Genomic DNA, 24,131 nt, shown 5'->3' with positions numbered 1-24,131 from the left:
TTTTTTGAAAATCCACTCTGTGTTTTTTTTACAGCACAATTAAATCATTTTATGCTTCAATTATAATCATAAGTGCACAGTCAATACATACATAAAAGTAAATCTAAAATTTACAGGAAAGGATTATTTTTTATCACCTTCTTTTTTAGTCATATCCATCCCACATTTCGGACATTTTCCTGGTTCATCGGAAGTTGTACCATCCATCGTACAAACATATTTTGTAACAATCTCACTGCTGGCTTGACTACCTTTAACAGCGTGGTTATATTTTCTAGTTTTAATCATTTTCATTCCGCATTTGCTACATCCACCTTCTATTAAACTCATTTCTTCCGGATGCATCGGACAGGTATAAGTTGTTTTATGAACTTCTCTTTGTACCATATCCATTCCGCATTTCGGACATTTTCCTGGTTCATCGGAAGTGGTGCCATCCATACTACAAACATATTTTGTAACAACCTCACTGCTTGCTTGACTTCCCTTTATAGCGTGATTGTATTTTCGTTCCGTGGTTTTTACCATTTTCATTCCGCATTTGCTACAGTCACCTTCTATTGAACTCACTTCTTCTGGATGCATTGGACAGCTGTAAGTTGTTTTTTGAACTTCTTTTTTTGTCATATCCATTCCGCATTTCGGACATTTTCCTGGTTCAGCGGAAGTGGTGCTATCCATACTACAAACATATTTTGTAACAACCTCACTGCTTGCTTGACTTCCCTTTACAGCGTGATTGAATTTTCGTTCCGTGGTTTTTACCATTTTCATTCCACATTTGCTACACCCTCCTGCTGTTAAACTCACTTCATCTGGATGCATCGGACAGCTGTAAGTTGTTTTTTGAGCCTCTTTTTTTGAGGGTTTGGTAACATTTTGAGCTGATGCTACTGTGCTAATTGCTAAGAATACGCTTAGTACGATAATTAATGTTTTCATCTTTATATTGTTTTTAAATATTACTTAATTATTTCAACTGTTTTACCACAGCTCAACATTTGTGAACCATAATAAGGGTTTTTAACTGCATTTTCTTTGCTTAACCAATTAGCATCTTGCATTGGGCAATACTGATAATAAACGGGTGCTGTTAATTTTGAAACTTTTATCAATTCATGCATATTTTTAGATAATGATTTGAAAAGTTCCCTTTGCTTCTTGATGTCTTGTGTTTCAGAAATATTTTTAGCACTAGCAGTTAAACTTTTCAAAACTTTCATCCAGACGGTATGCTCCGCTGTTTTTAAGTTTTCCATTTTTACAGAAGTGATCGCTATTAATAAGTCCTTTGACTTTACAGAAGCCGTTTTACCAGCTGTTTTTACCAAGGCATCTTTCAATAAGAAATAATTATCGAAAACTGGTTTCAATTGGTTCTCAGTTATTTGTTGTGTTTTAGTGTTTTTAATTTGCGCAGTGGAAACCACGACTGATAACAATAGAGTTATTGCCATCATTGTTTTTTTTAATGAGTTCATTGTAAGTAAATAATTTAGAATTGAATTAGCTAAATACCCAAACAATAGTATTTGAAACTATAGTTTAAATTATAATTAGCCGAAAAAATAAATGATTTTAAAGTAATAATTACTTTTAATTTGACACACTTATGGCTGTCAAAATTGAAATTTAGCTTATTTTAGGTATAAGCCAAAGAGAACAGAAACCGGAAGAAATAAAGGTTTCTGAATTATAAAAATTTTGTTTTTCGTATGAAAAATTAAAAATTTTGTTATTTAAATTCAATCCATTAATTGAAATTGAACTATTACATGAAGAAGTGCAACCACATTTTGAATGCCCGCATTTTCCACCACAACCTTCGTGATTTTTATTTTTAGAATGATTGCCATTTGAGCAACAACAATCGTCCTTATGAGTTTTTGACGAAATTTCTTTGTTACAAGAACCTTTCTTTGAATAATTTCCACAGGCAAAAGTTGGCGTTGGCGCCAAGAAGAAGCCAAGTACAATGATTAGTAAAATGTGGAACTTTTTCATCTTAGAAAAATAATAAATCAAAATTAGCTAAATTATAGTAATGTGTCACTAAAAATTTGTTAAAATCGTTAAAATTGCTTCCAGCAATAGTTTTGGCTCCCTCTTATAGCATAGGGCCCATGGCAACAATGCGATTCTTTTTACCCTTGCTCTGTCGGATGTGAACCATGCCTCGCTCGGTATCTGCACCGCCAATACACAGGTTTCGTACATCCGGACAACGCAAACCATAACCATAACACAAGTCCAATAGCAACCGATATTTGAGTAATTTGCAAACTTCCAGTAACCGTTTCACCTCGCTATTGTTGAGAACAGTAGGGAGTTTTTGAGCATGCTTGATTTCGGGAAGGCAAAATTGTTCGAAAGGCAAGCCACGCATTTTGTAGGCATATCGCATGTCGTAAACCGTAAATTTAAAGACAGTTACAAAATTCAAATGATCTAAAATTTGTTTGGAGTCTAATTTCGTAGGAAGTACGCTACAATGTAACGCCAAATGAGCTAGATGTCTGCCGTAACTAACAAACAAACTGGGGCTCTGGCCGGACGTATTAACAAAAATCGTTGTAAGTCTTGATAAAGTTCGGTGAAATTACTTACTTTGTTGCAAGGCTGTTGGACAATGGTTACAGAACTTGCTACCTTGTGAGAAGCATTTGTTTTTTTATGATATTGATTTTAAATTCATTGTAATATTACGATCCTTTGATACATCTTGTTCACGTAATGAACTACCGATAGGTTTAGTACAATAGCTAAGTTTTCGCTGCGTGCGTAACTGAACAATGAACAGTGAATGAATGAAAACACATATGAAAAGATGCAGTAGACATTTTTTATTTTATAGCGATATGGAATATTTGTCAATTTGGGATTAGAAGTTGTCAAAAACGGAGTTTTTGATTTCATGTTAAAACGGGAAATCTTATACCTTCTGTATTTGAGGTATGAAATAATATTGATAATAATTATTCCGGTAGGGGGTATATAAGAGGGAATAAAATGAGTCTATAATTGGAATAGGGGGTAAGGAATAAAAAAGATAGTGAGAAGTGCCTTTTTTATTTAAAGAATGGAAGAAATGGTTTTGTATGTTTGGTAAAGCATAGTAAAAAGCTATTTTATGGCACAAAGCCAACCTAAATTTGGGGAAATTGCAGCCATTTTGTGGCTGAGATATTTCAAGTTGTGAGCTTCGGCTATCCGAAAGACCGAAACATAAAACCAATAAAAATGGATCAGGAGGAATATAATAAAATATGTCTATTATATCAAGTATTAACAAAAAGATTTGATTTTAATCAAAACTACAATTATGATAAATGGTATAAATGTTATAATGCTGATTTTTATGGAGTTAAAAACGGATATCTTGAAGTTTTAAAGAGATTTGAAAATTTAACCCTTAGACATATATATACCCCGGAATATGTAAGTTCAGTTCCTTTTTCAGACGAATATTTAGACGATGTTCTTGTTAAAATAAGTGATGATAAGGTTCGCGTACTTTCTGAATTAGGATTAGTAACTTTGTATTTTTTAATTTATAGATTAGAAGAAGGAATAAATAATTTTTTGCAATTATTAGAAAGTATAAAAAAACAATATGTAGGTTTTATAAAAATAGATAATGATAATAGAATTTATAAAATGAAAGGTTACATATATGATGAATTGATACCACAATTTGAAAATATTAAAGATTTTAAATTAATGTTCCATTTATTCTCAAAAACTAATTCTAACTATATGTTATTGAATTGGAATAATGAAGTTGAGATTGACGTATTTAAGATAAATAAGACTTTAGACAGTTTACAAAATTTTAACTTTAAATATCTTGATGCGATTTTGGTTAAGTAAAGACTAGCTGACAATAACAAAGGCTTCGGCGGGTCTGAAAGACCAACCTTTAAGCCTTATATAGAACCGGAGGTGGTTTACTTATGGCATGTTAAATCAACCACCTCAATAAAATCAGTATGGAAAAGATTTTAAAAATAGTAATATAGGAAGACAATAAAAGTGATGTAGGATTAGTAATGCGTGAACTGAATAAATTGGCTACTGATTTTCACTTCGGAGATTGTTGAAACACATGAAGCTTTTGAAAATGCTCTGGATATTTTTGACCCTGATATCATATTATAATCTTCCTCCATTTGATGGAGCTGCCCTATCATTGCGAATGAGAAATAAACGATGACGCCGTTTGGACTAAAAAAAGGAAAGGAATGGCTGGACCTTGCAAGTTGGCCAAATTGCATTCATCTGATGACCACGACAGAGTTATGAACAGTATTGTCTATTTTTTTGAAAGCAAAGAAAATTTTTGGTCTAGTGAATGTCGTTATCTGGATAATAAAGGAAAAGTTTATTATTTTTCTGACAGCGGTTATTTAGTCCGCGACCAAGACGGAAAGCCCATCGGAACGGTGGGAGTAGTAGCTGATATTACCAGTCTAAAAGATCACATAATCGAGCTCAAAGCTCAAAGAAGATTTTTATGACTTCGCATAGAGTAAGACAATCTACTGTGAATATTTTAGGTCAATCAAATGCACTTGATGAGTCAATGCGTACTCTATTTTAATGATCAGGAACTTAATCAACAATCCAACTTAATTAGTTTATCCGCTTCTTATAGCCTCAAGTTGCCAATCATTTTCTCAAAGGATACACTCGCGCCATGAATCATCTGCTGTTGCATGATCACATAATCCTTTTTGCTTGCTTCGACAATTGTCGCAGGGCGGATTGGATTTATAACTCTGATTTGTGAAGGCTACAATCAATTCCGCCTATAGATGTAATAGTTCTTCTATGCTGTACTATTTCCTTATATAAACTTTGCTTTGCAATACTGTCGTGCCGTGAACAGATTCGTCCAATTCTTAATAGAACTACTTTTATAGTGTTGAAAATAAAAAGTAAGTAAGCTATTTATCTGGCTATGATGTTCGATTGAGAATACTTATAAGTTCTAAAAAATATTTTAATCATTATTAATACTTGGGAATAATTATTTTGGATTGGTTATGTTTGGATGAAGTATAAATTTCAATAGCTCGGTAACATCAACATCACCATTGTTGCCAATACTGAATTGTAAAGAATCGGTATTAGAAGTCATCTTCAAATAATCCAATTGAGTCTGGTCTAATTCTGCCCTGTAATTTCCGGGACGTAACCCAAGAAAACTAAAATGTCCATCGGATTTTGAAACTAACGAGGTAATAAAAATAGTGTCATCATCATAAATATTTATTTTAATTCCTCCAAGTTCGTATAAATCACCATTCATCTTCAGGGAAACCTCCCCGGTAGCTTCTTGCAAATTCATTCTCACCTCATTATAAAAAGGGATTATAAAAGCATTTTTAATTCCGCGATTCTGAAGGTCTCTTTTTATTTTTCTTATTTCTTCCAGCGTATTGGCTTCTCCCCAAGTGTATTTGTACAAACCTTCATGTTGATACATTTCAATTCCTTTTAATGCTTTAAATAACGAATTGGAAAAAGATTGTTTATGTTTTGAAGCCATTATCTGGATCTTGAAAACCAGGCCTTTTTGAGAAGTTATTTTATTGCCGTTAGATTTTTCATCAGGCGTTTGGTTTTTATTGTCTTTTGCTTCTAGGATAAATTCCAATTTAGCCTCAACATTCCCATTAATATTGGCTATATTGAATTTTTGAACAAGTGCTCTTGGTATCATTTGTGCTTTATCCAATTGTTCACCGTCTAATTGGGCAGTGTAATCTCCCGGTTTTAAGCCCAGAAGGGTAAAGGTTCCGTCGGCCTCTGAAAGGGTGGATGTAATTTTAGTATTATTGGAGTCATAGATAAATACTCTTATGCCGGCAATTCCATCTAAATTTTTACTTTTATAGAACACTACTCCGCTGATTTTACCGGAGTTAATTCTCTCATCGTTATAAAAAGGCACTACAAAAGCATTAGGAAATCCCTGAAAACGGAGCTTGTTTCGTATGTCGTTCGCTTCCGCTATCGATTTACTGGTACCCGTTGTGTATTTATACATTCCCTTATGTCTATACTCTTTAATGCCTTTAAGACCTTTGAAAATCGGATCAGATAATTCCATTTTCTTTTTTGAAGCTAAAAGCTGATTCTTGAAAACCAATCCGTCTTCAGGGCTATTTCCATATTGGTCTTCTATACTAGCATCAGTAACGGCAACACTGGGGTTGGCTTGGTCTAATTGTGATTTTTGAAAAGCGGCTTCCAGCAGATCAGCAGCATTCTTTTTATTGATTGCTTCGGCTTCTTGTATGCTTGTCCTCTTATTGTGATAAAAAGGCACTACAAAAGTCCCGAAGAACCCTTGGGAACGCAGTTTGTTTTTAATTTTGTTCGCTTTCTTTAGCGATTTACTGATCCCCATAGTGTATTTATATAATTTTTTATGCAGGTACTCTTTAATGCCTTTCAAACCTTTAAAAATCGGATCAGTTAATGCTAATTTCTTTTTTGAAGCCAAAAGTTGGGTCTTGAAAATTAATCCTTCTTCTGAACCGCTTCCATACTGTTCTGGTACACTTCCAGTGATAATGGGCGCGTATGGGATTGAAATCTCAGGCTGTAATTCTTGAGGAACAGTTACTAACGGAACAACCACCTTCTTTTTAATAATTGTTGTGACTTCTTGGGCATCTATTCTTTTATTGTCATTAAAGGGTACTACAAAAGCGCCAAAGAATCCATTGGAACGCAGCTTATTTTTAATCTTGTTCGCTTCGGCCATCGATTTATTTGTGCCAATAGTATATTTGTACAATCCCTTATGCAGGTATTCTTTAACGTCTTTCAAACCTTTGAAAAAAGAATCAGATAGTGCCACTTTCTTTTTTGAAGCTAAAAGCTGGGTCTTAAAAATTAATCCCTCTTCCAGAGTGCCTCCATATTGTTCTTCTATACTTACATTAATAAAGGAAGTGTTGGGGGTGGAGATTTCGGGTTGTGTTTTGCGAGAGGTGGCTGCTAACTGAATAGCGGCGTTCTTTTTGTCAATTGCCTTGGCTTCTTGCCTGCTGATCCTTTTGTGGTCATAAAATGGTACTACAAAAGCATCGTGATAGCCTTCCGAACGTAATTTATTTTTAATTTTGTTGGCTTCACTGCGTGAGGTGCTAGAGCCCCAAATATATTTGTAAACACCGTGATGTTCATATTCGACCATTTCGTTCTTGTTTTTGAACCATGGATGATTTAACGGAAGTTGTATTTTAGAGGACAGCAGTTGCACGCTATAAATGACTTCTTTGCTATATTCTATTTGATCAGTCGCGATTTCAGAAACTGCAACACCTACTGTTTTACTTGGATTGTTTAACGGAACAGTTTCAGTATCCGATTTTTCAATTTTTCCTTTATGCAATACAAATTCAATATTGTCCACAATGGCTCCATCCACTCCGTTGTTAATTTCAAAAGGTGCGTTGGCGGGTTCTGCCTTCATTTGTAGTTTTTGTAATTGCAGCGAATCTATTTTTGCGGAATACCTACCCGATTTTAAACCCAGGAAACTAAAATACCCGTCTGGTTCTGAAAGAATGGTTGTGGTAAGAACATTATCAATATCATAAATATTGATTTTCAAACCACCGGTTCCAATGAGTTTCCCATTTTCATTTCTGTTAACTGTTCCTCCCACTTCTCCTACTACAACAACAGGGATTTCAATTATTTTTAATTGATTGGGGTTTAGCGTAATGTTTAAGGTTTTGTTGATGACCTGCCATGCAATAGTATTGATACTATTGGTGTTGAGTTCTACATGATTTTTTATATATGGTTCTAATTCGGTAATTATAGTGGTTCCGTCTTTGGAATTGATCTGTCTGCCGCCACCATTCAATAGAATCTGCAGGCCAATTACGGGAGGTTCATTTGGGTCTCGTTTTCCATTGCCGTTGGCATCTAAAAAAGGAATGAATTTCATACTTGCCCTTCCTACACTGGTCTTATTGTTAAAATCGATAAAATCTGCTTTGGGCTCATAAATCAGGCTACCGCTGGCCGACTGGGAAAACGAAGCTTGATTTTTGGTAAAACTGCTTGAAAAACCTGTGCTTATCGTCTCGAAATCATATCGGAAACCCATTTGCAGGTAGCTGCTGCTGGTCTTGAAATTACGATCAAAAGACGCTTGAACACTCCCTTTGCGAAACAGTTGTTTTTTCAGTTCGGCTCTTAATGAAGTGATGCCGTCAGCATTGTATTCGTACCTTAGCTGAGGAATTAAAACAAAGCCTTTTGGGAGCCGGAGTGAAGTGGACAGGTTGCTGTAGATAAATGGTTTATTGGTATCGGTATAAAATAAATTGGTAGTAAAATTAAAGTTCAATCCATACCCCGTTCCCGATAATAAAGATTCGGCAATAGTGTATTTACTGGTATTATACACATTTTGCTGCAAGGACAATCGGGAATTACCCGAAAAATGAGCGGTATGTATAGGGAAGGACAGCGTCGCCTTGCGCGTTTCTGAATAATTGAAACGTATAGCCTGTTGGTACTTGTCATACTTTGTATAATCCAGCTCCAATCGGAGGTTGTTAAGAGCGGTATAGTTCAATATTCCGTTATACATAACCTTATGATAGTAGCCTCCAGAAATAAACAATTGAGACGATACACGCATGGACGAATTGAAAAAAGGGATGATTTTATTGTTTTTTAAAGACGAAAAGTATTCCATCCCGCCTCCAATAGTAATATAATTAGAAAGGCCATAGTTTACTTTTGCATTAGCAAAAAGACTGTTCTTGCCATCTTCTATAATCCCGGAACTCAGAACGTATTCTAATTTTTTTTTGGGAAGAAAATTAAAAGGAATCACAAATTGTTTGCCTGAAACCTGTTCTTCACCCCAGGGACCGTAATACCGCAGTGAAATTTCGGTGCGGCCATACATCAGCGGAACATTAAAGGAAAAAAAACCATTGGCATCCGCTTTGACGTAATCGACCAGCACATTGTTTATGTAGAGCTCCACCATCCAGTCGGGTTGGGTATGATCGCTTAAGGCATAGGTGCCGAAGGATTTTCTGATTTGGGTGGGCGCATTGGTGATTTGCCCTCCGACAACCGGATATAAAATAGTAGACGTTGACGACGCGCCTATTTTTCCCAGCGTGATTTGGCTTACGTATTTATCGTTGTCTTTGACATACCGCCAACGGTAATATTGGTTTTTTATTGAAAAAGGCTGGTTACTGCCATAGTTAATTGCGCTTGTCAATTCCCCTCCGGCAAGCATGCCTCCCAAATTTAAAAGCAGTCTTTCAGAACGGGTTCCATTGGTCTGCTGAGTAGCATTCACGGCCCAGTTGGCTGTTCCGAAATGAAACAGGGGTTTGTCTCTGATAAGGGTGGTATCGGCAGTAAATTCGTTTTTGATTTTGTTGATATTGGCCCGCATCTGTGCGATACGCGCTTCTTTTATGGCTGGTAGTTCCAATTTCGAGGACATCGAAACCGCCAAACTCCTAAAGCTAAAATTATTTTCAAGCTCAAAAACCGAATTAAAATAGATGGCTTTCAGGAACAAATTGGTATTGGTGCGGATTAAATCGCCCGCTTTCAGCGGAATTACCCGGCCTTTATAGGTGATCTGCCTGGCGTTTTCATCAATTTTGAAAGAGTTGTTCTGTTGGGTAAAATAACCTTCAATGGTGCTGTAAGTAGTATTAGTGGTGTTTTTAATCTGTAAAAAATCAAAAACAGCGGGCACCGAAAGATACACCTCCTCGCCACAGATTATCGAAGGCAGCTCGGTACTACCAATGTATTTCACCTGAAGCAACACCAGTACTTCATCGCAGTCGCGTTCTTGCGCGTTGGCAGAAGAATGCAAACTTGCTAATAGGATAATAAATAAATATAAAAGGGTGCCGGACTTGTTCATAAACAACCCGAGGAAAGCAGGCCACCTGCTGTTAAGTGGAATATGTTTTTTTTGGCTGCACTTACCCATTATATAGGTTAACAGGCCGTAAGCTATCCTCAGTAAGAAAGGCGGCGGCAATTAAGGAATCCATTCTAAGAACAGCTATTGTGGGCAGTAAAATAAATAAACGTACCTTTAAGGAATACATGGGTGATGTATTTTAGGATGTTATAAACGGAGGGTGGCTTCAGCATATTTAGTGCCTTTGTCTTGGGGAGAATAAATGACCTGAAGCTGGCCTTTGGTATAATCTGTCTTTTGGTCAGCACTCAGTTTTATTTTAGTTCTTCGTAAATTCCCCGGCATGTACACGGCAAAACCTTTTACGGTGGCTGCATTGGTGGTAATTCCTGCAGCAGAAATATGGTTGACCTGTATGTCGCCATAGCAGGACGTATTACCGGTCCGATTAAAATCCATGAAAAGCGCAATTCCCTCTTCGGTTCGTTGCACTGCCAAATTCGAAAGCCTCACGGCCGTGGTAGCTTCTCCTATGGTAATGATATTGGCAATTGAAATTCCAAAAACCGGCGTTATACTAATGCTCAAGCCTTCCTGCTTATGGGTGGAATCCTCTTTCTCTAAAACCTTGTTTTTAGGCACGGCACGGAAATAAAGATGGGAACGGTATTCCCCTTGCTGCAGTTCATTGGTTTTGATCAGCTGTATTTTTACTGTTTGCGATTCATTGGGAGCAAGAGTAACCATGCGGGGGTAAAACCGTAAATAAGGAGACGCAAAGCGCTGGCCGGGTTCCGGCTCTTCAATGGAAATAAATTTACCCTCCTGATCCATTTTTATCTCGCTGTACGACAGTTTATAGGTGGCGGTATCCTTCCCGACATTGGACAGGTTTATATTCTGCACTCTATTTTGGATGCCGTCAAAGGCGATGCGTTTTGGAAAAATCATCAGGTCCCCTTGTGCAATTAAGCGATTGGCAAAGGGTAAAAACAACAGTAACAGCAGTAAAATTTTCTCTTTCATGGGGAATCATTCAATATTTTAGCTTTCAATTTTAGTATTGACAGCAACGGTTTAAAGATTTGAAAAAAGGTATGTAAAATGGCCTTTTTGTACGTCTAATTATAATTTACAATCACTTCAAAACCTGCGGCATTGGTATACAAAGCTGCAGCTTGTGAGGCTCCGACATTTAGCGTTGCGCCAACAAGAACAGTTTCTGGACCACCGGTTAATGTACCGGTTGCAGAAGGTGTACTGGTGAAAGCATTAACAACCATTGTTGCAGGACCAGCTCCAGATTCATAAAGTATGAAATCAGCTATGGGTAACGTAATTGCATAGCTATAACCGGGCTCACCAGTTACCGTAAATTGCGCTGCACTAACAGTTCCGGTAAAGGAGGGCAGGATTAGCCCACCTGAAGGAGTTCTTGATCCGGAAGCAGGTAAAAGCACTGTGCCACCACCCGATGAAACCGCTATAGTACCAAAATTCATGTCCGTATTTTTCGAAATGGAGATGGAAACTTGCGCCATTAAAGAACCGGAAAAGGGTAAAAAATAGAGTAACAGCAGTAAAATTTTCTCTTTCATGGGAGTCCTTGTTTCATTCATTCCGTTTTGGGGCTTGCTTTTTTGGACAGGACAGTATAAAATAATAAATAAAGGGGTGCTGCCAAAACTGGCAGCACCCCTTTATTACTACTAGTTATAATTTACAGTCACTGCAAAACCTGTTGCATTCTCGTATAAACCAGCAACTTGTAAGGAGCTAACGTTTAAAGTTGCACCTACAAGAACAACTTCTGAACCAGCTGTTAAAGTTCCGGTTGGAGTAGGCGTGCTGGTGAAAGCATCAACAGTCATCGTTTCAAGAGTTGTAGCTTTAGTAATTGTAAGCGTCGTAGGTAACGTAATCGCATAAGTGTAACCGGCCTGACCGCTTACCGTAAATTGAGCCGCAGTCACAGTACCAGCTGTTACCGGGAGTGTTACTCCTCCTGTTTTAGTACGAGTACTAGCAGGAGCTAAAACTACCGTACCGGCAGTAGACGAAACGGCTACGTTTCCAAAACTCATGTTTGTGTTTTTCACAATGGAAATTGGAGTAACAATAGTTGCAGAAGTAGGCGCTGAAGCAGATACTTGTGCTGAAGTAGTTGTTGAAAAAGCAACAGATAAGATGACGATTGCAATAATTGAGGTAATTTTTTTCATGTAAAAAAAGATTTGGGGTTAAAATGAATTATTTTGCAAATAGAAAGGAATAAATTTTAAATATAAAGCAAGAAGTGATAAGTGGGCAGCAGTAGTGATAACTGTTATTTGTAGAAATACAAAGGAAAATGATAAACAAATATAAAATGTTAAATTATTATTATTTTATTCAATTAAATGTGTTAATTTGATATTTAGAAATTAAAATGAGCAAAAACAAATTGTATTCTTAGTTGTTATTGATTTAAAAAAATAAACAAATTATATTTTTTATTCTCAAAAATACCCTGGTTTATTTCAATTATATAATATGGCTCTGTGGCAATATAAATTTAGTTGTACGATATAATTGGGTACTATTAGATTGAAAAAGTCGTATTTCGAATTGGAAAGATAAAATGCTTTTGATGTTTTTGTCTATATGATACCAATAAAAAAGATTGAAGATCAATTTTTACTAAACACGATTTTTTTTCTAATAAGAAAAAAGGCATATGTAATTTCTGTGAGAATCATTGGATTAGATATAAATCAGTGCTTTGGGCAGGCAGTTTTTCTAAACATGAGGTGGTGGACTGGATTAGCCATTTATGATAATAGTAGTAGTGCAAAATAATACTAATAAGATTATTTAAATGGAATAAAATTGCTGTGCTTTTTTCATGATTGAGGTTAAGATTCACTTTGGGAATTTTGTCTAAGAATTGTATTTTTTAATAAAAACTGAAAAGTATGGCGCACTGTATTAGATGAAACCTATCATTATTATTTTAATCCTCTTTCAATAATCTAGATTGCATTGACTAATAATTAATTTTTACTAGGCATTAGTGGTACTTAAAATAGTTTTGCAAGGAGAAATAGTAACAATGACCATCATGATAAATTGGAAATTTTGCAAAATTTTCTGTTGGGTATAGAAAATAAAAAATCTAAAAATGTAAAGATCAAAATAGATGCTTAAATTTTTAGATTTTAATTGATGAAAAGTTACTCAGTCTGCAATAATCCGGTCAAGGAATTCTTTGGTAATGGGTTTTAATTGAAAGGAAACTACATTTTTGTCGTTGCGCGCGCACGCGATGTCAGCATCATTAATGGTGGAGGAAAGAATATACAGCCTGCAATGATTTTTTAAAGCAGGGGGGAGCTTATCATACGCCTCCAGAAATTCAAAACCTGAGAATAGGGGCATGTATATGTCTATAAAAATTATCTGCGGCAGCATGGAAATATTATTTTGATTTTCCTGTAAATATTTTAGAGCCTTATCTGCAGCCGAATACTCTAATACTTTCTTTCCAAAATGGTTTTTAGTAATTATACGCGATGTGATATAAAGGTCAATGGCAATGTCGTCAATAATCATTACCGTTTCAAATTTCGGTTGTAAATCTGCTATCATGGTTTTAAATTTTTTAGTGTAATAATAAAGGCACTTCCGCTTCCTAACTCAGACTCGACGTGAACAGATCCCCCTAGTTTCTCGGTGATATCCTTTACGATATATAAGCCGATGCCGGAACCATCTGTTTTTCCGGAGAGACGAAAAAACATATCAAATATTTTATTATGATACGTTGGCGCAATTCCGATACCATTATCGGATATGCTGAGTCTAAGCTTTTCATTGTCGGTATATCCTGTTATTTTTATAAATCTGCCGGATTCATTTTTTTTATGGTGTTTTATGGCATTGGAAATAAGATTTTCAAGTATAGTATTAAAACGCAGGCTGTCGGAATGGAAAGGCTGGTGTTCCTTAATGTCAATTTCAAAATGAATTCCTTTTGCCATTTCGATATTGCGAAGCGAATCTACTATGGCGGTTGTTGTTTCCTGAATTAAAATTTTTTCTACTTCGACTGTGAGGCGGCTGTTCCGAGAGTAGCTCAGAATGTTTTTGATGAATTCATCCAGGCGGTTGATGCTGATGCGTATCATTGCTGCATGTTCTAAAGTATCTGTCTCCCGGCTTTCTTCTTCGATAAAAGAAAGTAGTCCGAGGATGGACGTAAGTGGGGAGCGCAAATCATGAGAGACACTATATACAAAGCGGTCGAGTTCCGCATTGATTTTGACGAGCTCTATATTTTGCTTTTCGAGATGTCGTTCTGCTTTTTTTCTTTCGGTAATATCAGTAACCATAGCCAAAGCGCCTTTATAGATCCCATCTGAATTAAAAATAGGGTTTGTAGAAATATGAGTCCAAACTTCTATTCCCGTTTTAGATATAAATTTGAAGTTCAAATGACCGGAATAATCCGCTTTATTCTTTTTCATTAACTCGAGGGCAATATTTATTCCCTTCTCATTCATAAAATAAAAAATCTCTTTTTCCATTATTTCTTCCAGGGTATATTCAAGTATCTCGCACATTTTTGTATTCACAAAGGTAGTTTTGTGATTTTCATCGATCATCCATATTCCTTCCTGAGCAGTTTCAACAATCTGCCGGTATTTTTTTTCACTTTCCTTCATGGCTAGCCGTGCCATTTTACTTTCAGTGATATCAGCCATCACATTAACCGCTCCTGTTACCTTATTTTGAATATCAATAAAAGGTACTGAGTACGTTAACACATTTCTCTTATCGCCGTTGGGACGTCCGATGATTATTTCTTCACCGACCAATGATTTCCTGTCCTTTAGTGCTATCGCCGTTGGATATAAATCAAAAGTAAGTCGCTTGCCATCCCTATTATAAACATTTAATGAGCCACACCACATATCTTTTTCAATTTCAGGTTCTCTGCCCCATAAGGCAGCTGCAGCTTTATTGTATATCATTATGCGTCCTTTGGCGTCGCAGGAGTAGGTCGCCACTGGTAAGTTCTGTATGAGTTCCCAATAACGCTTTTCACTTTCTTCTATTTTTTTTCGTGAGGCTACCTGTTCTGTTACATCATTAGCAAAGAGAACAATGCCATCGATAGTACCGTCAACGTTTCTATGCGCCTGATAGATAAAATTCAAATAGGTATTCACTAATTTCCCAGTTCCATGGTGGTTATATTTTACAAGCATTTCATTCGCTGAAAAAGTTTCACCTGTTTGATATACCCTATCCAAAAAATCAAAAATTCCCTGTGCTTCGAGTTCCGGCAATACTTCTTTTACTGTCTTGCCAATGATATTTTTTTTACCGATTAACTTTAAATAATGGGGGTTTACCATTTCATAAATATAGTTTGGTCCCTTTAATATTCCTATACAAATAGGCGCCTGTAAGCATAAATCGATGAATTGCTTTTTCTCAATTTCAAAAGCATTCTCTAAGCTTTTTTTTTCAGTTACATTTTTAGCAATGCAATAGCTCAATTTGTAGTTGTCATCCCATATTGCAGACCAAAGCATCGAGACAATAGTTCCATTTTTATGTATATATCGATTTTCAAACATAATTGCGGGCTCACCGTTTCTCATATCGTTAGCTGCATTTATTGTGTTTTCAGCGTCTTCAGGATAAACCAAATCCATATATCTCTTACCAATTAATTCGAGGGGTTTGTATCCCCAAATGGATTCCGATGCATTATTTACCTGAACAAACCTTCCTTTTTCATTAAATGAACAAATTATATCTAACGAGGAATCTAATATTTTATTATTATCATTTAATGACTTTTGTAATGCATTAGTTGCTATGGAAAGTTTTTGTTCCGCCATTTTATGCTTTGATATATCATGATGTTCAATCAGTACCATAGTTTCCAAGCGCTCAATTTTTTTTACTCTCATGTAGAACCATTTTTCGTCAACCAGACGATGACAAGGGTATTCTAGATAAAATTCATTTAATGTACTATTAAATACTTTTTTTATTCCTTGTCGCGCTTTTAATGCATAGTCATCTCCAATATCACTTTGATTATTCCATACATCAAAATAGTTTGCACCCTCACTATATTTTTCTAAATTGATACCGCTATTATGCAGGGCAGTTGTTTTCCAAGGTTTATTTACTTTAAGAATGGTTCCTGTTGCATTTATCACAACGATTTGAGAACTAATTGTGTCAAGGATATTTTTGCTAAAGATGTCACTTTCTTTAAAAATCGCTTCGGTAAGTTTATGTTCTTTTGCTGTGGGTACAATCCTCGAAATTATTTCTTTTCCGTTAGGGGCTTTAAACACTGGCCCATTGAGTTGATCAACAAACAGGGTCTCTTCTTTATGAACCACTGCCTTTTCTTCTTTCGTCCGGCAGTTAGGTTTATGTTCGTCTAAAATTTTTTCTGATTGTGGCGCTGTATGATCAACAATACCGGACAATTCCAAAGGAACAATATTTTGAGTTGTTTGAGGAATTTTAAAATCGATAGGATTAGCAACATGAATTTGTTCGTCGTTTATTGTAAACGGCGTACTATCCCTACTGTTTTCAAAAAAAGTTTGGAATTTTGTGTGCGGATCCTCTACTTCTTCCAACTGATTAAGTGAGATATTTAATGCAGTCTCTTTTAAAGCTCGGTGTATTTTAGTCGCTAGGGTGCTGAGTTTCTCTTTTTGGACAAAATCGGTAACTCCAATTTTAATAAGTGCTATGACAGTATCAATGTCAATGATTTTTGTAACAAAAATAAATGGTGCTTGTGGTGCAAGTTTTTGTTTCAACTTAAAAACAGTCAAAGCGTTAAAACATGGCGAACTATAATTGGAAAGTATAAGGTCAGGTTTGAAATTATGTAGCGCTATTTCATACTCTTTTTCTGATTGTGCAATTGTTGTTAAACAGTTGAGATGGCTTCTCTTTAATTCGTGTTGAATAGACTTAATATCATTAGTGTCGTGTTCGACTATTAATATTTTGGTTACCATTGGTATCATTTTATTTTAATGTAGTTTTTCGGAATAATACAAATATTTGCGTAATTGTTTTAAATTTGGTTTAGTATAAATGGACTAGTATGGTCGACTTATATCAGAGCCATAGATGAATCAGCCCCCTATACTCTTTAACTATAAATAAATATATATTTATCGAGGGCTTATAAGGTCAAGAAATTGTTTCGTAATAGGTTTTACCTGAAAACAAACTACGTTTTTATTTCTCTTGGCACGAGCGATGTCTTCATTGTCAATGGTTGAGGAAACTATGTATGCCCTGCAATTTTTTTTTAAAGCAGGAGACAGTTTATCATAAGCCTCCAGAAATTCAAAACCCGACATCAGGGGCATATATATGTCTACAAAAATTACCTGTGGAAGCTCGGCAATATTCTCCTGATTGTCCTGCAAATATTTTAGTGCTTCTTTTGCATCGGAATACTCCAGCACTTTTTTTCCAAAATAGTTTTTAATAATCAAGCGTGAGGAGATATATAAATCAATGGTATTATCATCGATAAGCATTACGGTTTCAAATTTCGATTGTAATTCTGTTATCATGGTTTTAAATTTTTTAGTGTAACAATAAAAGTGGTTCCAGTCCCTTTTTCAGACTGGATTTCAATGGAACCTTGCAATATTTCAACGGCATCCTTTACGATATATAGCCCGATGCCCGAACCATCTGTTTTACCCGACAGGCGAAAAAACATGTCAAATATTTTTTGATGATACTTTAGTGCAATTCCAATCCCGTTATCGGCTATGGTGAGCTGCAATTTTTCGTAGTCTGACCGTCCGGTAATTTTTATATATCTGCCAGATAGGTCTTTCTTATGGTGTTTTATAGCATTAGAAATAAGATTTTCCAGAATGGTATTAAAACGCAGCCTGTCCGTATAAAAAGGCTGTTGTTCTTTAATATCAATTTCAAAATGAATTTCTTTTGCTTCTTTCAGGCTTTGAAGCGTATGTACGATAGCAAGGACCTTTTCCTGTACCGAAATCTTTTCTATTTCAAGCCCGGTGCGATTGTTTCGCGAATAACTAAGAATATTTTTAATGAATTCATCCAGACGATTGATACTATTACGTATCATCTTAGCATGTTCAAGGGTATCGGTCTCGAGGCTTTCTGTTTCAATAAAAGAAAGTAAGCCAAGAATGGAGGTTAGGGGGGAACGTAAATCATGGGATACGCTGTATACAAAGCGATCCAGTTCTGAATTGGTTTTGATAAGTTCTTTATTGCGTCTTTCTAGATTTAGTTCTGCTTTTCTGCGATCGGTGATGTCATTTGAAAGTATAAACCGTGCCGGAACTCCTTCATAAATTATTTCATGTGCAATGATTTCGACCGGAATAATGGTTCGGTCTTTCTTCAGATGGTTCCATATTCCCCTATTAAAATTTGTTGCGTTAATTTCTGAAGAATTATTTGATTTTATGAAATGATCTTTATCCTGGTCTGGTCTTATATCCAAAGCAGTCATAGAAAGGAATTCCTCTCGGCTATATCCATATTGCAGGATTGCCATTTTATTTACATCTAGAAATTTAAAAGTAATTAAATCAATAACCCACATTGGCATTGGATTGTTGTCAAAGAGATACCGATATTTTTTTTCATTTTCCTTGAGGGTTTGTTGTGCTTTTTTAATTTCTGTAATATCGGTAACCATTGCCATACTTCCTTCATAAATCCCACTTTCACTTATAAATGGATTGGCAGCAACATTTGCCCATATTTCTTTACCAGACTTAGAGATATATTTAAAATGTCTTTGATTGGAGTGACCTTCCTTTTTCTTCTTCATTAATTTGGCCACGATCTGCGGCCCCTCATCGTCCATAAAAAAATAAATTTCTTTTCCCATCATTTCTTTTTGGGTGTATTCTAATATTTCGCACATTTTGTTATTAACAAAAGTGGTTTTGTGATTTTCGTCAATCAGCCATATCCCTTCCTGGGCGGTTTCTACGATTTGACGGTATTTTTTTTCACTTTCCATTACGGTCTGCTGTGCTTTTTTATGTTCGCTGACATCACGGACAAAGAGAAGCATATTACCATCTTTCAGTATTTTTGCAGACAGCTCCACGTCAATTAAGGTGCCGTCTTTTGTTAGGATTTTTCGTTCGCCTCTGACGGTATTTCCTCCTTTTAAGGGATCAATTTTTATAGGGTTTGCCTTAAGGTCTTCCTTTAAAAAGAAGTCTGCTGCAGAAAGCTGTAAAATCTCCGCTTTCGAATAGCCTAATTTCTCGCATGCGTAGTGGTTTACCTCAATGATTTTCATGGAGGCATCCATAAAACAAATAGCATCGCTTGCTTGTTCGATGAGGGAAGTATAGCGCAGTAAGCTATCCTCTATTTTTTTGCGAGATAATACCTGCTCAGTTACATCATTAGCAAAGAAAAGAATACCGTCAATATTGCCGTCCGCATCTCTGTGGGCCTGGTATATGAAATTCAGGTAAGTATCCACCAGCTTTCCGTTTCCATTATGATCAAATTTGACAAGCATTTCATTGGCTGAAAAAGTTTCCCCAGTTTTATATACGGTATCTAAAAATTTAAAAATTCCTTGTGCTTCGAGTTCCGGTAAGACTTCTTTTACGGTTTTGCCAATGATATCTTTTTTATCGATTAACTGTAAATATAAATTGTTGGCCAATTCATAAACATGGTTGGATCCTTTTAAAATTCCCATGCAGGAAGGAGCCTGCAAATACAAATCGTGAAACCGCTGTCTTTCAATTTCAAACGCTTTTTCTAAGTTTTTTTTATCGGTGACATCTTTGGCCATGCAATAGCTCATTTTGTACTCATCGTCCCATACTGCAGACCAAAGCAAGGGAACAATACTTCCGTTTTTATGTATAAACCGATTTTCAAACATAGTTAACTGCACGCCACTTCTAATATCAATAGCTGCCATTCTGGTATTTTCAGCATCATCATGAAATATGAAGTCCATATATTTCTTGCCTATTAATTCCTGGGGTTTGTAGCCCAAAATGCGTTCTGACGCTGCATTCATATGTACAAACCTTCCTTCTTCATTATAGGAACAAATCAGATCCAATGAGAAATCTAAGATTTTATTATTATCATTTAAAGACTTCTGTAGCGCTTTAGTTGTTATAGAAAGTTTTTGTTCCGCCATCTTACGTTCAGATATATCATGATGTTCAATCAATACCATAGTTTCAGAGCTTTCAAATTTATTTACCCTCATGTTAAACCATCTTTCTGTTACAGGAGAATGACAAGGATATTCTAAATAAAATTCATTTATGATGCCATTAAGAACGTCTTTTATTCCTTTCAACGCCTTAGAAGCAAGGTCGTCTGTAGCATTGTTTCGACTACTGCATGCATCAAAATAGTTGGCTCCTTCACCATATTTTTCGGTAGATGTACCGTTATTATTTTGCGCAAATGTATTCCATGACTTGTTTACTTTAAGAATGGTTCCTAGTGAATTTATAACAGCGATGTGAGACGTTAATGAATCAAGGATTCCTTTGCTGAAAGATTCACTTGCTTTCAAAGCCTGTTCAGCGTTTTTTCGTTCAGATATATCACGAATAATCATGGAGGTTCGTTCTTCTCCATAGGCATCTTTAAATAGTGCCAAAGTAAATTTTCCGAGAAACCTGCTGCTGTCTTTACGAACAAATGTAAGCTTTCCTTTTGTCCGGCCTGTAAGTTGAACGTCGTCTAACAGTATTTTTAGCACTGAATCTGGAGCATCTATAAGGTCAAATATTCCAACATCAATAATTTCCTTTTCAGTCATTTGAAAAATGTCACAGGCAGCAGGATCAGCCGCTAAAATCTCACCATCGCTTCTAGTAAGAAGGACACCATCGATATTGGTTTCAAATAAGCCTCGAAACTTAGCTTCATTTTGTCCCAATTCTTTCAAGTGAATTTCTTCCGATTGCTTAAATTTCGCAATCAATTTGCTTATTTCAGCTTCTTTTAGTGCACGGTTCACTTTATTGGTTAAAGTGAAAAGTCTTTCTTTTAATACAAAATCGGTAACACCGTTTTTAATCAGTTCAATAGCATTTTCTTCACCAATAGTTTTAGAAACAAAAATTAACGGAGTTTGTGGTGCCAGCTTTTGCTTTATTTTAAATGCAGTAAGTCCGTCAAAGCATGGAAGAGTGTAATTGGAAAGTATGAGATCCGGTTTGAACTGATGGAGCGCCTTTTCAAACTCTTTTGCGGACTGCACTATTTCTGTTATACAATTGACATGGCCTATTTTCAGCACATGTTGAATCGCAGTAATAGCAGCAAGGTCGTGTTCAATTATTAGTATTTTAGTTTTCATAGATGTCTATACTCTTTATAAAAAGGCAAGCAGTTTCAAGGTGCTATTTTGAATGTATTACTCTTTAAGCTTTATAAATTTGTTAAAATCCTCCTGCCTTCTTTTAGCCACCGGTAAAATAATTCCATTTGAAAATTCACAGAAATAGCCATCCTTTTTGGAGATTTTTGATATGTGTCGCAGATTAATAATATAGGAATGATGGATTCTGAAAAAATAGTTATTATCCAGCAGCGTACTGTATTCTCCTAAATTTCTGCTGGACATGATCTTTTTACCATTTAAGAGGAAAAAATTAGTGTATTTTCCATCAGCCTGACAGAATATAATTTCCGACATCAGAATTAGTTCTATTTTATCTAAGGATGCAATGGCAACATAGTCATTTGACTGATTAAAAGAGTTCAAAATATTAATGTTATTAATTTTTTGATTCTGATAACTGCGTTCCATTTCAGTTCTTTTGATTACTTTATAAACGGCTAAAATAATAGCATTAAAATCAATTGGTTTTAAGATAAAATCAATTGCATTGTGTTAAAATGCTTTGACGGCAATATTTTCATGCGCCGAGATGAATACCAGTTTTGGGATACTAAATTCTAATTGTTTGAGCATTTCAAAAAAAAGATCATCCTTAAAAAGGAAATCTAAGAAAATGACATCCGGTTTTTTTGATTTTATTATTGCGATTCCCTCAGTTATAGAATCTGCATCACCGATTATTTTTATAATCATAAAGTTCTCTTCTTCAAATTTTTTTAAAATTAATAAAGTGTCTTTTTCTTCAGTTATGATTATGGCGTTAATAGGCGTCATAGGTTTTGTATTGGTAGTTAATGATATTTATATTAAATTATTAATATAAACAGATGATTTATTATATTGATTTTTAGTTTTTTATGTAAATAGTAAACATTAAATTAATAAAGATATAATGTATGATATTAACTAATAACGAGGTGAAATAGTATATTATTTATATAGTTAAAAGTAATAAGTGTTCTACAAATTAGTATAAGTGAAGCAAAAAGGGCCTGCTTGTGGAATTAGCGTAGCTATTCCAGTGATATTGGTTCTTCGTCAATTTTGGTGAAAACACAAATAATAATTACTCATTTATTTTTCAATAGATCCCTTCCTTTTACAAATTACAAAGAACACTAATTTTATCGGATAGATTATATACTTGTCTACTTCAAATGCCTTTTAAACTTTTTTATTCAAAGAAAAACAAAGAAGCTAAAAAAAGATTTGTATTATTCTTCGATAATAATATAAAAACGCTTTCACTTGCGTGAACTGCCGAGAAAAGGCAAGTTCTGCGAAAGGGAAAGTAGCGCTTAAAACGCCCCGGAATTGGACTGACGCAGGAAGTGCAATTGCGGGGCGGCGGGCATTAGCCTACCGGTATTGGCATTAGCCTGAAATCCCCTAAATTCAAAAAGAAGCCCCTATACTCGGTCATGCCTTCACGGAATAGCTTCCACAATAATGATGCTCCCATACTGGCTAGGGTGGCATTGATGAACAAATCCTGTTTTTGCAATGCTTCGGCAAGAGAACAACTCGGCTCGATGTTATCGGTCTGTGCTTCGAGCAGTTCTCTAAATTCTTCTGTAACCATAGGAAGATTAGGTACAGTCCTGTATAGTTTGGAACTGGGCTGTTTGATTTTACCTATAGTGGACAGTAGAGCCTGTCCTGTATTTTGGCTATTTCCAATATCGAGCCAGTACAAGGATTTGTTGCGTTCCCAATTACTGTAACCTGTGCCGTCCTGTAATGTATTTGCGATGTCAAAACGTGCCGATACGGTATCCACACAACTGATATAGATGTTTGTCTTGACGAGATTGGGAAGGGATTTGAGATTGGCGGTAGAGAACTGCTCTGTTATGGCTTTCCAGTTCGTTCCGAAAAAGCGATTGGTTCGGTTGATAAGTGCTACGGATTTACATAAGCCGACTTCGGCATCGGCAAAAAGCTGTCGTCCCTGATTGGCTGTAGTTTATATCATCATCGTAGAGATTTACTTGTAGTCCGGTATGTCCTAATGCTATCAGACTATGGTTCATCCTTGCGAGTTCTGTAAGCATTCGGCTTCCCGTACCTCCTGCACCGTAAGGTTCACGGTTATGGGATTGGTTGGGTTTATCAGGTAATTATCGGTGTAATGCATAGCTTTTAGCGTGTTCATGATAGTAGTGTTTTAATTGTCAGACCATTTTTTAGCAGGGATTTTATCTGAAACTGTTTTCTGCTTCCCACAAGACTTTGCCAAAGGGGTATGATATTTCCCTTTATGGGACTTTTATCCCCGATGAGGTCTGAAATAGCTATTGAAGAAATACTGTTCCCATAGGGCTATAAATTCTTCCAAGAGGCAATCCGATTTGATAGTGACTGCTACTGTACCCATACAGACCCTGCCATCTTGATAAAGGTTGAAAAATGGCGGTTTTATCGTGCTTTTCATTGTCTAAATGAGCATCGAAGTCAGCTTCAAGCATGTGTTTCACTGCTCGTTTGTGCATCGTTTTGAAGAATGAGGTAAATGATCTGCATTCTTGAAGGATTGTAGAAATCCTTGTTGTTTAATAATTCGCCTTTGTCACTCCAACACTTCGGTAAATAATCGCTTATTTCACTAAAAACCAATAAGATAATTGGTTAAAAATTTGGCAATACCCGTAGATTTTCATATATTGTAAGATTATTCCGTAATTATACAATTTTGAATCCACAGGCAAGCCAAAATATTAAATCATTGATAATGATGTTATT

General features: G+C 35.7%; 17 protein-coding genes and 2 pseudogenes. 2 read left to right on the top strand and 17 right to left on the bottom strand.

What is annotated here, in order from left to right; translation table 11 throughout:
* Positions 1–123: 123 nt before the first annotated feature.
* The 4 genes from ACNQGH_RS17860 to ACNQGH_RS17845 all read right to left on the bottom strand — a co-directional run bounded on the left by ACNQGH_RS17860 (position 124) and on the right by ACNQGH_RS17845 (position 2,503).
* On the bottom strand, positions 124–942 hold the full coding sequence (locus ACNQGH_RS17860) for a heavy metal-binding domain-containing protein (RefSeq protein WP_417957372.1): 819 nt from the start codon (positions 940–942) through the stop codon (positions 124–126).
* A 20-nt stretch (positions 943–962) separates the two neighbouring features.
* Positions 963–1,481, bottom strand: a complete 519-nt coding sequence (locus ACNQGH_RS17855; RefSeq protein WP_417957371.1) for a DUF3347 domain-containing protein — start codon at positions 1,479–1,481, stop codon at positions 963–965.
* A gap of 264 nt (positions 1,482–1,745) precedes the next feature.
* Positions 1,746–1,970, bottom strand: coding sequence for a hypothetical protein (locus tag ACNQGH_RS17850; RefSeq protein WP_417957370.1), 225 nt, complete (start codon positions 1,968–1,970; stop codon positions 1,746–1,748).
* 137 nt (positions 1,971–2,107) lie between these two features.
* Complete coding sequence (locus ACNQGH_RS17845; protein ID WP_417957369.1) at positions 2,108–2,503, bottom strand: tyrosine-type recombinase/integrase; 396 nt, start codon at positions 2,501–2,503, stop codon at positions 2,108–2,110.
* 737 nt (positions 2,504–3,240) lie between these two features.
* On the opposite strand from ACNQGH_RS17845, the gene ACNQGH_RS17840 reads away from it, so the two are divergent.
* On the top strand, positions 3,241–3,870 hold the full coding sequence (locus tag ACNQGH_RS17840) for a hypothetical protein (RefSeq protein WP_417957368.1): 630 nt from the start codon (positions 3,241–3,243) through the stop codon (positions 3,868–3,870).
* A gap of 371 nt (positions 3,871–4,241) precedes the next feature.
* Positions 4,242–4,517, top strand: a complete 276-nt coding sequence (locus ACNQGH_RS17835; RefSeq protein ID WP_417957367.1) for a PAS domain-containing protein — start codon at positions 4,242–4,244, stop codon at positions 4,515–4,517.
* A gap of 512 nt (positions 4,518–5,029) precedes the next feature.
* Here ACNQGH_RS17835 and ACNQGH_RS17830 read toward each other — a convergent pair.
* The 13 genes and pseudogenes from ACNQGH_RS17830 to ACNQGH_RS17770 form a co-directional block, all read right to left on the bottom strand.
* The gene (locus ACNQGH_RS17830; protein WP_417957366.1) at positions 5,030–9,940 is read right to left on the bottom strand and encodes a hypothetical protein; all 4,911 of its coding nucleotides are present in this window, start codon (positions 9,938–9,940) and stop codon (positions 5,030–5,032) included.
* Between the two features lie 210 nt (positions 9,941–10,150).
* Positions 10,151–10,969: a fimbrial biogenesis chaperone gene (locus tag ACNQGH_RS17825; RefSeq protein ID WP_417957365.1), complete on the bottom strand. Its 819-nt coding sequence runs from the start codon at positions 10,967–10,969 to the stop codon at positions 10,151–10,153.
* 95 nt (positions 10,970–11,064) lie between these two features.
* On the bottom strand, positions 11,065–11,541 hold the full coding sequence (locus ACNQGH_RS17820) for a DUF4402 domain-containing protein (protein WP_417957364.1): 477 nt from the start codon (positions 11,539–11,541) through the stop codon (positions 11,065–11,067).
* A 111-nt stretch (positions 11,542–11,652) separates the two neighbouring features.
* Entirely contained in the window at positions 11,653–12,165 is a 513-nt protein-coding gene (locus ACNQGH_RS17815; protein ID WP_417957363.1) for a DUF4402 domain-containing protein, read from the bottom strand.
* A gap of 994 nt (positions 12,166–13,159) precedes the next feature.
* Positions 13,160–13,570 carry a response regulator gene (locus ACNQGH_RS17810; RefSeq protein WP_417957362.1) on the bottom strand — a complete coding sequence of 137 codons (411 nt, stop codon included), beginning with the start codon at positions 13,568–13,570 and terminating at the stop codon, positions 13,160–13,162.
* The gene (locus ACNQGH_RS17805) at positions 13,567–16,986 is read right to left on the bottom strand and encodes a PAS domain S-box protein (RefSeq protein WP_417957361.1); all 3,420 of its coding nucleotides are present in this window, start codon (positions 16,984–16,986) and stop codon (positions 13,567–13,569) included. Before ACNQGH_RS17805 ends, ACNQGH_RS17810 begins: the two co-directional genes overlap by 4 nt.
* A gap of 159 nt (positions 16,987–17,145) precedes the next feature.
* Entirely contained in the window at positions 17,146–17,556 is a 411-nt protein-coding gene (locus ACNQGH_RS17800; RefSeq protein ID WP_417957360.1) for a response regulator, read from the bottom strand.
* The gene (locus ACNQGH_RS17795) at positions 17,553–21,344 is read right to left on the bottom strand and encodes a PAS domain S-box protein (RefSeq protein ID WP_417957359.1); all 3,792 of its coding nucleotides are present in this window, start codon (positions 21,342–21,344) and stop codon (positions 17,553–17,555) included. Before ACNQGH_RS17795 ends, ACNQGH_RS17800 begins: the two co-directional genes overlap by 4 nt.
* 57 nt (positions 21,345–21,401) lie before the next feature.
* Positions 21,402–21,797 (bottom strand): LytR/AlgR family response regulator transcription factor, encoded by a 396-nt coding sequence (locus ACNQGH_RS17790; protein WP_417957358.1) that lies wholly within the window; start codon positions 21,795–21,797, stop codon positions 21,402–21,404.
* A gap of 84 nt (positions 21,798–21,881) precedes the next feature.
* Positions 21,882–22,163 (bottom strand): hypothetical protein, encoded by a 282-nt coding sequence (locus ACNQGH_RS17785; RefSeq protein ID WP_417957357.1) that lies wholly within the window; start codon positions 22,161–22,163, stop codon positions 21,882–21,884.
* Positions 22,164–22,743: 580 nt separating this feature from the next.
* A pseudogene (locus tag ACNQGH_RS17780) lies at positions 22,744–23,544 on the bottom strand (PRTRC system ThiF family protein).
* A gap of 114 nt (positions 23,545–23,658) precedes the next feature.
* The gene (locus tag ACNQGH_RS17775; protein WP_417957356.1) at positions 23,659–23,766 is read right to left on the bottom strand and encodes a hypothetical protein; all 108 of its coding nucleotides are present in this window, start codon (positions 23,764–23,766) and stop codon (positions 23,659–23,661) included.
* Positions 23,767–23,803: 37 nt separating this feature from the next.
* Positions 23,804–23,990 (bottom strand): annotated as a pseudogene (locus ACNQGH_RS17770) (hypothetical protein); the annotation flags it as partial.
* Positions 23,991–24,131: the final 141 nt, after the last annotated feature.

It is taken from the genome of Flavobacterium kochi (genome assembly GCF_048286715.1).
In the GTDB taxonomy this organism is placed as follows: domain Bacteria; phylum Bacteroidota; class Bacteroidia; order Flavobacteriales; family Flavobacteriaceae; genus Flavobacterium.
This window is presented reverse-complemented; position numbering and strand designations above follow the sequence as displayed.